General features: G+C 49.7%; 14 protein-coding genes. 5 read left to right on the top strand and 9 right to left on the bottom strand.

From position 1 onward, the window contains the following. The first annotated feature begins 31 nt into the window (after positions 1 to 31). The 3 genes from glnS to chiQ all read left to right on the top strand — a co-directional run bounded on the left by glnS (position 32) and on the right by chiQ (position 3,927). Positions 32 to 1,696: a glutamine--tRNA ligase gene (glnS, locus tag EAS44_RS17445; protein WP_001287134.1), complete on the top strand. Its 1,665-nt coding sequence runs from the start codon at positions 32 to 34 to the stop codon at positions 1,694 to 1,696. 448 nt (positions 1,697 to 2,144) lie between these two features. Continuing rightward, positions 2,145 to 3,551, top strand: a complete 1,407-nt coding sequence (gene chiP / locus EAS44_RS17440) for a chitoporin ChiP (RefSeq protein WP_001258810.1) — start codon at positions 2,145 to 2,147, stop codon at positions 3,549 to 3,551. Positions 3,552 to 3,600: 49 nt separating this feature from the next. After that, on the top strand, positions 3,601 to 3,927 hold the full coding sequence (gene chiQ / locus EAS44_RS17435; protein WP_000733594.1) for a ChiQ/YbfN family lipoprotein: 327 nt from the start codon (positions 3,601 to 3,603) through the stop codon (positions 3,925 to 3,927). 83 nt (positions 3,928 to 4,010) lie between these two features. Here the strand turns inward: chiQ and fur are convergent, their stop codons facing one another. The 5 genes from fur to ybfF all read right to left on the bottom strand — a co-directional run bounded on the left by fur (position 4,011) and on the right by ybfF (position 6,613). Beyond that, positions 4,011 to 4,457, bottom strand: coding sequence for a ferric iron uptake transcriptional regulator (gene fur / locus EAS44_RS17430; protein WP_000131702.1), 447 nt, complete (start codon positions 4,455 to 4,457; stop codon positions 4,011 to 4,013). Continuing rightward, positions 4,450 to 4,536 carry a fur leader peptide gene (uof, locus tag EAS44_RS17425; protein ID WP_001406816.1) on the bottom strand — a complete coding sequence of 29 codons (87 nt, stop codon included), beginning with the start codon at positions 4,534 to 4,536 and terminating at the stop codon, positions 4,450 to 4,452. The genes fur and uof overlap by 8 nt, the downstream gene beginning before the upstream one ends. Positions 4,537 to 4,745: 209 nt before the next feature. Further along, positions 4,746 to 5,276: a flavodoxin FldA gene (gene fldA, locus EAS44_RS17420; protein ID WP_001018618.1), complete on the bottom strand. Its 531-nt coding sequence runs from the start codon at positions 5,274 to 5,276 to the stop codon at positions 4,746 to 4,748. Positions 5,277 to 5,415: 139 nt separating this feature from the next. After that, positions 5,416 to 5,709: a LexA regulated protein gene (gene ybfE / locus EAS44_RS17415; protein WP_001300829.1), complete on the bottom strand. Its 294-nt coding sequence runs from the start codon at positions 5,707 to 5,709 to the stop codon at positions 5,416 to 5,418. 139 nt (positions 5,710 to 5,848) lie between these two features. Then, positions 5,849 to 6,613 carry an esterase gene (ybfF, locus tag EAS44_RS17410; protein ID WP_000773263.1) on the bottom strand — a complete coding sequence of 255 codons (765 nt, stop codon included), beginning with the start codon at positions 6,611 to 6,613 and terminating at the stop codon, positions 5,849 to 5,851. 184 nt (positions 6,614 to 6,797) lie between these two features. On the opposite strand from ybfF, the gene seqA reads away from it, so the two are divergent. Both seqA and pgm read left to right on the top strand, forming a co-directional pair. Next, a complete protein-coding gene (gene seqA, locus EAS44_RS17405) occupies positions 6,798 to 7,343 on the top strand; it encodes a replication initiation negative regulator SeqA (protein ID WP_001295872.1) in 546 nt (181 codons plus the stop codon). 25 nt (positions 7,344 to 7,368) lie between these two features. Beyond that, entirely contained in the window at positions 7,369 to 9,009 is a 1,641-nt protein-coding gene (pgm, locus tag EAS44_RS17400) for a phosphoglucomutase (alpha-D-glucose-1,6-bisphosphate-dependent) (RefSeq protein ID WP_001295873.1), read from the top strand. 56 nt (positions 9,010 to 9,065) lie between these two features. Here pgm and potE read toward each other — a convergent pair whose 3' ends face one another. The 4 genes from potE to EAS44_RS25780 all read right to left on the bottom strand — a co-directional run bounded on the left by potE (position 9,066) and on the right by EAS44_RS25780 (position 13,107). Further along, positions 9,066 to 10,385 carry a putrescine-ornithine antiporter gene (gene potE, locus EAS44_RS17395; RefSeq protein WP_000075837.1) on the bottom strand — a complete coding sequence of 440 codons (1,320 nt, stop codon included), beginning with the start codon at positions 10,383 to 10,385 and terminating at the stop codon, positions 9,066 to 9,068. Next, positions 10,382 to 12,580: an ornithine decarboxylase SpeF gene (gene speF / locus EAS44_RS17390; RefSeq protein WP_025893819.1), complete on the bottom strand. Its 2,199-nt coding sequence runs from the start codon at positions 12,578 to 12,580 to the stop codon at positions 10,382 to 10,384. The genes potE and speF overlap by 4 nt, the downstream gene beginning before the upstream one ends. A gap of 309 nt (positions 12,581 to 12,889) precedes the next feature. Continuing rightward, on the bottom strand, positions 12,890 to 12,994 hold the full coding sequence (gene speFL / locus EAS44_RS17385) for a leader peptide SpeFL (protein ID WP_001312672.1): 105 nt from the start codon (positions 12,992 to 12,994) through the stop codon (positions 12,890 to 12,892). Beyond that, positions 12,973 to 13,107: a hypothetical protein gene (locus tag EAS44_RS25780; RefSeq protein ID WP_001295874.1), complete on the bottom strand. Its 135-nt coding sequence runs from the start codon at positions 13,105 to 13,107 to the stop codon at positions 12,973 to 12,975. Before EAS44_RS25780 ends, speFL begins: the two co-directional genes overlap by 22 nt. Positions 13,108 to 13,179: the final 72 nt, after the last annotated feature.

Here is a 13,179-nt window from a genome sequence, read left to right as displayed (position 1 = left end):
TATACGTTGTTTACGCTTTGAGGAATCCACGATGAGTGAGGCAGAAGCCCGCCCGACTAACTTTATTCGTCAGATCATCGATGAAGATCTGGCCAGTGGTAAGCACACCACAGTACACACCCGTTTCCCGCCGGAGCCGAATGGCTATCTGCATATTGGCCATGCGAAATCTATCTGCCTGAACTTCGGGATCGCCCAGGACTATAAAGGCCAGTGCAACCTGCGTTTCGACGACACTAACCCGGTAAAAGAAGATATCGAGTATGTCGATTCGATCAAAAACGACGTAGAGTGGTTAGGTTTCCACTGGTCTGGTAACGTCCGTTACTCCTCCGATTATTTTGATCAGCTCCACGCCTATGCGATCGAACTGATCAATAAAGGCCTGGCGTACGTTGATGAACTGACGCCGGAACAGATCCGCGAATACCGCGGCACCTTGACGCAGCCGGGTAAAAACAGCCCGTACCGCGATCGCAGCGTTGAAGAGAACCTGGCGCTGTTCGAGAAAATGCGTACCGGCGGTTTTGAAGAAGGTAAAGCCTGCCTGCGTGCGAAAATCGACATGGCTTCGCCGTTTATCGTGATGCGCGATCCGGTGCTGTACCGCATTAAGTTTGCTGAACACCACCAGACTGGCAACAAGTGGTGCATCTACCCGATGTACGACTTCACCCACTGCATCAGCGATGCGCTGGAAGGTATTACGCACTCTCTGTGTACGCTTGAGTTCCAGGACAACCGCCGTCTGTACGACTGGGTACTGGACAACATCACCATTCCTGTTCACCCGCGCCAGTACGAATTCTCGCGCCTGAATCTGGAATACACTGTGATGTCCAAGCGTAAGCTGAACCTGCTGGTGACCGATAAGCACGTTGAAGGCTGGGATGACCCGCGTATGCCGACCATTTCTGGTCTGCGTCGTCGTGGTTACACTGCGGCTTCTATTCGTGAGTTCTGCAAACGCATTGGTGTGACCAAGCAGGACAACACCATTGAGATGGCGTCACTGGAATCCTGCATCCGTGAAGATCTCAACGAAAATGCGCCGCGCGCAATGGCGGTTATCGATCCGGTGAAACTGGTTATCGAAAACTACCAGGGCGAAGGCGAAATGGTTACCATGCCGAACCATCCGAATAAACCGGAAATGGGCAGCCGTCAGGTGCCGTTTAGCGGTGAGATTTGGATCGATCGCGCCGATTTCCGCGAAGAAGCTAACAAGCAGTACAAACGTCTGGTGCTGGGTAAAGAAGTGCGTCTGCGTAATGCTTACGTCATTAAGGCAGAACGCGTGGAGAAAGATGCCGAAGGCAATATCACCACCATCTTCTGTACTTATGACGCCGACACCTTAAGCAAAGATCCGGCAGATGGTCGTAAAGTCAAAGGTGTTATTCACTGGGTGAGCGCGGCACATGCGCTGCCGGTTGAAATCCGTTTGTATGACCGTCTGTTCAGCGTGCCGAACCCTGGTGCTGCGGATGATTTCCTGTCGGTGATTAACCCGGAATCGCTGGTGATCAAACAGGGCTTTGCTGAACCGTCGCTGAAAGATGCGGTTGCGGGTAAAGCATTCCAGTTTGAGCGTGAAGGTTATTTCTGCCTCGACAGCCGCCATTCTACGGCGGAAAAACCGGTATTTAACCGCACCGTTGGGCTGCGTGATACCTGGGCGAAAGTTGGCGAGTAATTTTAAGTTCTACCAGGCCGGGTGAAGCGTTTACGCCGCATCCGGCAAGAAATATGCAAACAATCCCAAACGCCGCGCTCTGCGGCGTTTTTTTTCTGCTTTTCTTCGCGAATTAATTCCGCTTCGCAATTTATCCAGAAAACAAATTTAAAATCACAAACCATAATTAAGTAAAATGTAACCGTTTTCATCTTGCTGGAAATTCACGCTTTTATTCTTCTGCAAGCCTTTCAACTACAACTTAAGCCTTGTAACAAAAATCATCAAAATATGTGCGGTTGCTCATGTTCTTACATTCTGGTTACAGAAAGAGATTGATAATTCGCGTCGCGAAAAATAGTCTGTTCCTGTAGTCAGCGAGACTTTTCTCAACGCTACTTTTTTAATTTTTATTTTTTTCGCTGTTCACCTTTGGTGCAGCAATTTATACGTCAAAGAGGATTAACCCATGCGTACGTTTAGTGGCAAACGTAGTACGCTGGCGCTGGCTATCGCCGGTGTTACAGCTATGTCGGGCTTTATGGCAATTCCGGAGGCTCGCGCCGAAGGATTCATCGACGATTCAACCTTAACCGGCGGTATCTATTACTGGCAGCGTGAACGCGACCGTAAAGATGTTACCGACGGCGATAAATACAAAACCAACCTTTCTCACTCCACCTGGAACGCCAACCTCGATTTTCAGTCTGGTTATGCTGCTGATATGTTCGGCCTTGATATTGCCGCGTTTACGGCGATTGAAATGGCGGAAAACGGCGACAGCTCTCACCCGAACGAAATCGCGTTTTCAAAAAGTAATAAAGCCTATGACGAAGACTGGTCCGGCGATAAAAGCGGTATAAGCCTGTATAAAGCAGCGGCCAAATTTAAATACGGTCCGGTTTGGGCGAGGGCAGGTTATATTCAGCCAACCGGTCAGACGCTGTTAGCGCCACACTGGAGCTTTATGCCGGGTACTTATCAGGGGGCGGAGGCCGGGGCGAATTTTGATTACGGCGATGCTGGTGCGTTGAGTTTCTCCTACATGTGGACCAACGAATACAAAGCACCGTGGCATCTGGAAATGGATGAGTTTTATCAGAACGATAAAACCACCAAAGTTGATTATCTACACTCCCTTGGGGCGAAGTACGACTTCAAAAATAACTTCGTACTGGAAGCGGCGTTTGGTCAGGCCGAAGGGTATATCGATCAATATTTTGCCAAAGCCAGCTACAAATTTGATATCGCCGGTAGCCCGTTAACCACCAGCTACCAGTTCTATGGTACGCGCGATAAAGTTGACGATCGCAGCGTCAACGATCTTTATGACGGCACCGCCTGGCTGCAGGCGTTGACCTTTGGTTACCGGGCGGCTGACGTAGTGGATTTGCGCCTCGAAGGTACCTGGGTTAAGGCTGACGGTCAGCAAGGATACTTCCTGCAACGTATGACTCCAACCTACGCTTCCTCGAACGGTCGCCTGGATATCTGGTGGGATAACCGTTCCGACTTCAACGCCAACGGCGAAAAAGCGGTCTTCTTCGGTGCGATGTATGACCTGAAAAACTGGAATCTTCCAGGCTTCGCCATCGGCGCTTCCTACGTTTACGCATGGGATGCTAAACCTGCGACCTGGCAGAGCAATCCGGATGCGTACTACGACAAGAACCGGACTATTGAAGAGTCTGCCTACAGCCTGGATGCGGTTTACACCATTCAGGACGGTCGTGCCAAGGGCACGATGTTCAAACTGCATTTCACCGAATATGACAACCACTCCGACATCCCAAGCTGGGGCGGTGGTTACGGCAACATCTTCCAGGATGAGCGTGACGTGAAATTTATGGTAATCGCACCATTCACCATCTTCTGATGCCCGACGCGGCAGGTTTTGTGCCTGCCGCACGTTTGAGGAATTTGCAATGAAAAAATTGATTCTCATCGCCATGATGGCATCGGGGCTGGTGGCTTGTGCACAATCCACCGCGCCACAGGAAGACAGTCGTCTGAAAGAGGCATACAGCGCCTGTATCAACACCGCACAAGGTTCGCCGGAAAAAATTGAAGCCTGCCAGAGCGTGTTAAACGTGCTGAAGAAAGAGAAACAACATCAGCAGTTTGCCGAGCAGGAAAGTGTCCGCGTACTGGATTATCAGCAGTGTATTCAGGCAACGCAAACCGGAAATGATCAGGCGGTGAAAGCCGATTGTGATAAGGTCTGGCAGGAAATTCGCAGTAATAACAAATAAGTGAGAGCTGTAACTCTCGCTTTTCTTATTTTCCTTGTATAAAAAAGCCAACCTGCAGGTTGGCTTTTCTCGTTCAGGCTGGCTTATTTGCCTTCGTGCGCGTGCTCATCTTCGCGGCAATCGCCTTCGGCACAGTGACCGTAAAGATAGAGACTGTGGTTAGTCAGGCGAATGCCATGTTTTGCGGCGATTTCACGCTGACGCGCTTCGATGGAATCATCACTAAATTCGATAACCTTACCGCAGTCGAGGCAGATCAGGTGATCGTGGTGATGTTGCTGTGTTAGTTCAAATACGGATTTACCGCCTTCAAAATTGTGGCGGGTGACGATACCAGCGTCGTCAAACTGGTTCAGTACGCGATATACCGTAGCCAGACCAATTTCTTCACCCATATCGATCAGACGTTTGTATAAATCTTCCGCACTGACGTGATGGTTGTCCGGCTCCTGAAGAACTTCCAGGATTTTCAAGCGAGGAAGCGTTACTTTCAGGCCAGCTTTCTTTAGGGCGGTATTGTTATCAGTCATGCGGAATCTGTCCTGTTACTAAGCGGTTCACTTCATTAGAAGAAGTGACAGAATTTGCTCTTGAGATAATGCGTATCATTATAGAATTGCCACGCCTAAATGAAAACCACAAGTCCCTGGCAAATATTGTTAATAAAAACGTGGCACAGCTTACATTTACAACGGCAAGGCCACTTGAACACCGGGACATTGTACAGGTACAACAGCAAAAGTTACAAATTTGTAGCAATTATTTTGATTGGCATTATCTATTAATACGGCGTAGACATGAGTCTACGCCGCATCACATCAGGCATTGAGAATTTCGTCGAGATGCAGCTCTTCAGAAATTTGTTTAACCCATTTTTCTACACGTTCAGCGGTCAGTTCCGGCTGACGATCTTCGTCGATAGCCAGACCGACAAAGTGGTCATCATCAGCCAGACCTTTTGACGCTTCGAAGTGGTAGCCCGCGGTTGGCCAGTGACCAACGATAGTTGCGCCGCGCGGTTCAATGATGTCGCGGATGGTGCCCAATGCATCGCAGAAGTATTCTGCGTAATCTTCCTGGTCGCCACAACCAAACAGCGCAACCAGTTTACCATTAAAATCAATCTCTTCGAGAGTCGGGAAGAAGTCATCCCAGTCACACTGCGCTTCGCCGTAATACCAGGTTGGGATGCCCAGCAGCAGAATGTCATATGCTTCCAGATCTTCTTTGCTGCTTTTTGCAATGTCATGGACATCGGCAACGTCTTTACCAAGCTGTTTTTGAATCATTTTTGCGATATTTTCGGTATTACCGGTGTCGCTGCCGAAAAAGATGCCAGTGATAGCCATGAGTGAAATAACCTCTTGAAACTTATTGAAATGGGGGTGGAAAATTGCCCACGGATAAAGGCAATCATAGCAGAACAGGCAGTCTTGCGGAATCAGCAAACGAGCAGGACTGCACACTGTGCTACATGAAAGTGGAAATTTAAACGATGCCCTGACTACGCAGCGCCGCCAGTTGCTGCATTAACATCTCTTCGATCAGTTCGCTACGGCTCATATTGCGCGACTCCGCCAGCTCGTTCAGTGCCTCGACAGCTTCCGCGTTCAGCTTCAGTTCGACACGCTTAAGGCCACGTACTTTGTCGCGTTTTAGTTGGTTGCGTTTATTAATACGCAGCTGTTCATCGCGCGAAAGCGGATTAGTTTTCGGTCGTCCCGGTCGACGCTCGTGCGCGAACAGATCTAATGTCGTACGGTCCGTTTGTTCTTTGGCCATGATCTTGGTGACTTCGGGGGAAACAATCAGCCAGGCCTCTGCCCGGATGGATAGCGCGCCATAATACATCAGCGCGATGAGTCACGCCAACGTCCACGCGCGGAAAGCGACGCGGACGCTGGGTTTTTAATCAGTTGCGTTAATCATTGAGATAGCGACGGATAGCGCGTAATACCGCATCCGGTTTTTCAGCATGAACCCAGTGACCCGCGCCTGCAATCACATGAGCCCGAGCCTGTGGAAATTGTGCCAGTAAATCATCACGGTACTGCTCGCTAACATACGGAGAATTGCCGCCAGGGATAAACAGGGTAGGATGATCCCATGCCGGGATTTTCTCCCAACCCACAATATGCGGATACTGATCCCACAATACTGGCACGTTAAAGCACCACTCCCCGTCAACAAAAGATTTCAACAGAAACTGAATCACCCCTTCTTCATTAAGATGCTGGCGCATTATTGCCGCTGCTTGCTGGCGTGTTTGTGCGTCTGATTCACTGACTGCGTTGATGGCCGCGAAAATCTCATCATGACGGCGAACGTGATAATCGACCGGCGCAATATCAATCGCCACCAGCTTGTCAATGCGATCGGGGGCTAGTGCAGTAAGAGCCATTACCGCTTTACCGCCCATGGAGTGACCGATAAATGTTGCTTTGTCGATCTGCAGTGCATCCAGGGTATCAACAAGATCCTGGGCCATCGCCGGGTAATTCATTACCGGATCTCTCGGTGAAAGACCGTGGTTACGCATATCAACCTGGATGATATTGTGATCGTTTACCAGATCGCGAGCCAGTACGCCAAGGTTGTCGAGGCTGCCAAACAGACCATGGACAAGAATGATGGGAGAATTATTGTGCTGGTTTTGTGCAGTTTGCGCGCGGATATTCAATTTCATGGCAAAGTTCTTTTTTTCGCGTTGTCGGGTTAGGGTATTATGTTGACCATTGTGCCACAGGGCTGCAACAAATAAGGTTTATTCCGAGTTTTTCTGCAAGCCAGGCTTGACGCTATCCGCTGCCGGGATTTATTCATATACTCCTGGCGACTTGTATTCAGCTAAGACACTGCACTGGATTAAGATGAAAACGATTGAAGTTGATGATGAACTCTACAGCTATATTGCCAGCCACACTAAGCATATCGGCGAGAGCGCATCCGACATTTTACGGCGTATGTTGAAATTTACCGCCGCATCACAGCCTGCTGCTCCGGTGACGAAAGAGGTTCGCGTTGCGTCACCTGCTATCGTCGAAGCGAAGCCGGTCAAAACGATTAAAGACAAGGTTCGCGCAATGCGTGAACTTCTGCTTTCGGACGAATACGCAGAGCAAAAGCGAGCGGTCAATCGCTTTATGCTGCTGTTGTCTACACTATATTCTCTTGACGCCCAGGCGTTTGCCGAAGCAACGGAATCGTTGCACGGTCGTACACGCGTTTACTTTGCGGCAGATGAACAAACGCTGCTGAAAAATGGTAATCAGACCAAGCCAAAACATGTGCCTGGTACGCCGTATTGGGTGATCACCAACACCAACACCGGCCGTAAATGCAGCATGATCGAACACATCATGCAGTCGATGCAATTCCCGGCGGAATTGATTGAGAAGGTTTGCGGAACTATCTAAAACGTTGCAGACAAAGGACAAAGCAATGGCAATCCACAATCGTGCAGGCCAACCTGCACAACAGAGTGATTTGATTAACGTCGCCCAACTGACGGCGCAATATTATGTACTGAAACCAGAAGCAGGGAATGCGGAGCACGCGGTGAAATTCGGTACTTCCGGTCACCGTGGCAGTGCAGCGCGCCACAGCTTTAACGAGCCGCACATTCTGGCGATCGCTCAGGCAATTGCTGAAGAACGTGCGAAAAACGGCATCACTGGCCCTTGCTATGTGGGTAAAGATACTCACGCCCTGTCCGAGCCTGCGTTCATTTCCGTACTGGAAGTGCTGGCAGCGAACGGCGTTGATGTCATTGTGCAGGAAAACAATGGCTTCACTCCGACACCTGCCATTTCCAATGCCATTCTGGTTCACAATAAAAAAGGTGGCCCACTGGCAGACGGTATCGTGATTACACCGTCCCATAACCCGCCGGAAGATGGTGGTATCAAGTACAATCCGCCAAATGGTGGCCCGGCTGATACCAACGTCACTAAAGTGGTGGAAGACAGAGCCAACGCACTGCTGGCTGATGGCCTGAAAGGCGTGAAGCGTATCTCCCTCGACGAAGCGATGGCATCCGGTCATGTGAAAGAGCAGGATCTGGTGCAGCCGTTTGTGGAAGGGCTGGCCGATATCGTTGATATGGCGGCGATTCAGAAAGCGGGCCTGACGCTGGGCGTTGATCCGCTGGGTGGTTCCGGTATCGAATACTGGAAGCGCATTGGCGAGTATTACAACCTCAACCTGACCATCGTTAACGATCAGGTCGATCAAACCTTCCGCTTTATGCACCTCGATAAAGACGGTGCGATCCGTATGGACTGCTCCTCCGAGTGTGCGATGGCGGGCCTGCTGGCACTGCGTGATAAGTTCGATCTGGCGTTTGCTAACGACCCGGATTATGACCGTCACGGTATCGTCACTCCGGCAGGTTTGATGAATCCGAACCACTACCTGGCGGTGGCGATCAACTACCTGTTCCAGCATCGTCCGCAGTGGGGCAAAGATGTTGCTGTCGGTAAAACGCTGGTTTCATCTGCGATGATCGACCGTGTGGTCAATGATTTGGGCCGTAAGCTGGTAGAAGTACCGGTAGGTTTCAAATGGTTTGTTGATGGTTTGTTCGATGGCAGCTTCGGCTTTGGCGGCGAAGAGAGTGCAGGCGCTTCCTTCCTGCGTTTCGACGGCACGCCGTGGTCCACCGATAAAGACGGCATCATTATGTGTCTGCTGGCGGCGGAAATCACCGCTGTCACCGGTAAGAACCCGCAGGAACACTATAACGAACTGGCAAAACGCTTTGGTGCGCCGAGCTATAACCGTTTGCAGGCAGCAGCGACTTCCGCACAAAAAGCGGCGTTGTCTAAGCTGTCTCCGGAAATGGTGAGCGCCAGCACCCTGGCAGGTGACCCGATCACCGCGCGTCTGACGGCGGCACCGGGTAATGGCGCTTCTATCGGCGGTCTGAAAGTGATGACTGACAACGGCTGGTTCGCCGCGCGTCCGTCAGGCACGGAAGACGCATATAAGATCTACTGCGAAAGCTTCCTTGGTGAAGAACATCGCAAGCAGATTGAGAAAGAAGCGGTTGAGATTGTTAGCGAAGTTCTGAAAAACGCGTAAACATATCAAATAAGAAAAAGGGCGGTCGGAAGATCGCCCTTTTTTGCTTTGCTTAATTAACCGTGTTTATTTTTCAGTTCAAAGCGTGGTGAGACCAGACCATACAGTGTCCAACCGAGGAAGGTCACGATGGAACCGTATAGCATGGCTTCTTCCCCGGATGAGTACAGCGCATAAAAGCTGTACATCGCGCCAACAAAAGCAACAAAGTTTGCAACTTTCGCTTTTGAGGGGGGCACATTAGCGACCTTCTGAATAATGACTAATGCCGCCATTGACAGAATATACGGGATGATATTGGTCACCACGGCCAGGTTAACCAGCACGTTGAACTGACTGTTCAGCGACGGGCTAATGGTCATCAGTGATAATCCGCTCTGGATGATGACAATGGTCAGCATTCCCTGTACTGGTGCATCGACTTTGCTCACACGGGAGAAAATTTTCGGGAAGTACCCTTCATCGGCAGAAGATTTAAACACCTGGGCAATGGTGAACTGCCAGCCAAGCAGCGAACCGCAGCAGGACATCACCATCAGCGCCATAATGACTTTACCCACTTCCGGCGTGAACATCTGCGCGAAGGCCAGACCAAATGGTGCCGTTGAATTTGCCAGCTCCATATTTGGCACAATCCCGGCAATCACGTTGGTGGAGACGATATAAATCACCGCCGCACCTAACGTACCGCCGAGTACCGCGATTGGCACATTACGTTCCGGGTTTTCCACTACATCAGTATTCGCACACGCAGACTCCAGACCAAGAAAAGCCCACAGCGTCATAGCGATGGAAGAACCTACCGCACTGAAGAACGGTGCATGATGCGGATTCCAGGAATCAACGTAAAGCGTCGGGCTAAACCAGAACCAGCCGATAATGCACAGGCCTACCACCGGAATAATGACCCCCCACACGGTAATGCTACTGATTTGCCCGGTAATGCGCGCACCACCAAAGTTAGCCACGGTACAAATCCACAGCACCCCGATGGTCGCAAGACCAATCTGCACTGGCGACAAACTCGCGCCGAGCAGTTCGGTGCCGTAACCAACCGCCGAAATAGCAATCGCGACGTTAGCAATCAGCAGCGAGACGCCGTAGGTATAGTTCGCCATAAAGTTACCGGATTTACCGAAAGCATACTCGGCATAACCGCCCATACCTCCTGATTTACGGCTGAACATACCGCATTTTGCGAATGCCCATGCCAGTGCCATTGAGCCTACGGCTGTCACCAGCCAGGAGATAATTGAGATTGTCCCGACTTCGGCAAGCTTTGTCGGCAGCATGATGATACCGGAGCCCATCATGTTGACCATCGTCAGTATGGTTAACTGAACGACACCCATTTTGTTCGATTTCGCCTGACTCATAATTTTTCCCCTTTCAACAGGGCGCTTTGCGCATCACGAGGCTTGATGACATAGCACCAAACTTGCTTACGACCATCATGTTCTTCGATATAGACACCCTGCAGCTCCGGTGCAAAACCTGGCAGCAGGTTGATGCCTTCTTCCAGAGCGCTGAAGTAACGCAGAACAGCACCACCCCAGATTTCACCAGGAACAACACACAGCACACCCGGAGGATAAGGAAGCGCACCTTCGGCAGCGATACGGCCTTCTGCATCCGGCAGACGAACCAGCTCCACTTCACCGCGTAAGTAGGCGTAGTTGGCTTCTTGCGGATTCATGCTGACGCGTGGGAAGTGTTCCTTACGGAACATCTCTTTTTGCAGTTGTTTCACGTTGTGGCGGGCATACAAATCATGCATTTCCTGGCACAACTGACGCAGGGTATAACCGGCGTAGCGCTCTTCATGCTGTTTGTAGATGGAAGGCAGTACTTCCGCCAGAGGCGCATCAGCTTCCAGTAGTTTTTCGAAGCGTACCAGCAGGGCAACAAGTTGCTGCAGTTTGGCCATATCTTCTGCCGGAGTCAGCAGGAAGAGGATGGAGTTAAGATCGCATTTTTCCGGCACTACGCCATTTTCGCGCAGGAAGTTAGCAAGAATCGTTGCGGGTACACCGAACGCTTCATATTCGCCGTTACGTGCATCAATACCTGGAGTTGTCAGCAACAGTTTGCACGGATCGACAAAGTATTGGTTCTCTGCGTAGCCTTCAAAAGAATGCCAGTGCTCACCGGGTACAAATTTAAAGAAGCGCAGATCAACCGCAATTTGCGCTGTTTCATACGACTGCCAGGGTTTACCATCCACCAGTTCAGGAACGAACGGGCGAATGTGCTGGCAGTTATCGAGGATCAATTTGCGGGCATTAATACCGTTAACCACACAATCCATCCACATATTACGACCGCTGACACCTTCATGCATTTTGGCGTTGATATCCAGTGCGGCAAACAGCGGATAGAACGGGCTGGTGGAGGCGTGCATCATAAATGCGTTGTTCATGCGTTTGTGCGGTACATAACGCTGTTGCCCTTTGATATGGCTGTCTTTTTTATGAATTTGTGAAGTCTGAGAAAAACCAGCCTGTTGTTTATGCACAGATTGCGTAACCAGAATACCCGGATCGTTCTCATTAAGCTCCAGCAGCAGTGGCGAACAGTCCGCCATCATCGGAATAAACTGTTCATAGCCGACCCATGCTGAGTCAAACAGGATGTAGTCACACAGATGACCGATTTTATCCACCACCTGGCGGGCGTTATAAATAGCACCGTCGTAGGTGCCTAACTGAATCACAGCGAGGCGGAACGGACGCGCCTCTTTTGCCCGTTGCGGTGCAACTTCTGTAATCAGTTCACGCAGATAACTTTCTTCGAAGCAGTGCGCATCAATGCCACCGATAAAACCATACGGGTTACGTGCTGTTTCCAGATAAACCGGTGTTGCACCAGCCTGTAGCAAGGCCCCGTGGTGGTTAGACTTATGGTTATTGCGGTCAAACAGCACCAGATCACCCGGTGTCAGCAGGGCGTTTAAAACCACTTTGTTGGAAGAGGAGGTGCCGTTTAAAACAAAGTACGTTTTATCAGCATTAAACACTTTAGCCGCATGTTGCTGTGCAATGCATGGCGCACCTTCATGAATCAGTAGATCGCCCATTGCAACGTCGGCATTACACAAGTCGGAGCGGAAGAGCATTTCGCCAAAATATTCCACGAACTGATTGCCTGCCGGATGGCGACGGAAAAACTCACCTCCCTGATGACCCGGGCAGTCAAAAGCGCTATTGCCCTGATTGACATAATCGACCAGTGCGCGGAAGAAGGGCGGGCGCAGTTGCGTTTCATAATGGCTGGCAGCGGTTTCTAACTGACGTCCATAAAACTCTTTCCGTGATTCGCAATGCTCGAAGACACCAGAAATACGTGGCAGATATTCTGCTGGTACACGTTCTTCATTTTCCGTTGCAATAAAAACAGGAATGCCATAGCCAGTAGCGTCTATTTCATCGAGTTTTCCACGTTCAACATCATTGACTGATAAAATAATGGCGGCAACGTCAATATAATTACTTTTGTCAATATTCACGCATTCACGATGAGTGGAAAAACAATCCGGGCAAGAACGGCTAACGGCAATTTTTAATTCTGACATTTTGTTCATCTCTTTATTTCAGGTAATAGCAGGTCCTCAATTTCTCAAAGGAGAAATTGATCACGCCGGAAAAAAGCAAAACCCCACCGCTGATAAATAAATCAGTAGTTTGCTTTTTGCAGATGCAATAACCCAGACCAGCCCGGTAACTGGCTATACTCGTCATACTTCAAGTTGCCTATGCTGCGACTCGAATTATTAAGAGGTTAAAAGGGTTAGCAGTATATGAGCACCGAGGGATACAGGTATTAACCTGTAATGCTTAAAGTCAGGGAGACCTGTACGCTGGGGTGCCCTTTAGTCAGAAGACTAGCGGGCATTAAAGAAATGAAAGTCAAAACTATTACGATGGGCAAACTTCATGATATGGGTTGTCCGCCTTATATGAGGCATTAAGCGGTTATTATTTTCCATTTACCTTTACCTTTTTCTGTGTCAGTTGAAGGTAGGGTTATTCTATCCATGAAATGGCTATAATCTGTGAAGAAGATCAACAAAAAACGATCATATCCCAAATAATAAATCATTAATGATGAATAGCGCCATATTAGATGCTGTTTTGTTGTTTAAATGTTGCAATTTTGTGGGTTGTATTTTCA

The organism is Escherichia coli DSM 30083 = JCM 1649 = ATCC 11775, from assembly GCF_003697165.2.
Taxonomy (GTDB): domain Bacteria; phylum Pseudomonadota; class Gammaproteobacteria; order Enterobacterales; family Enterobacteriaceae; genus Escherichia; species Escherichia coli.
This window is presented reverse-complemented; position numbering and strand designations above follow the sequence as displayed.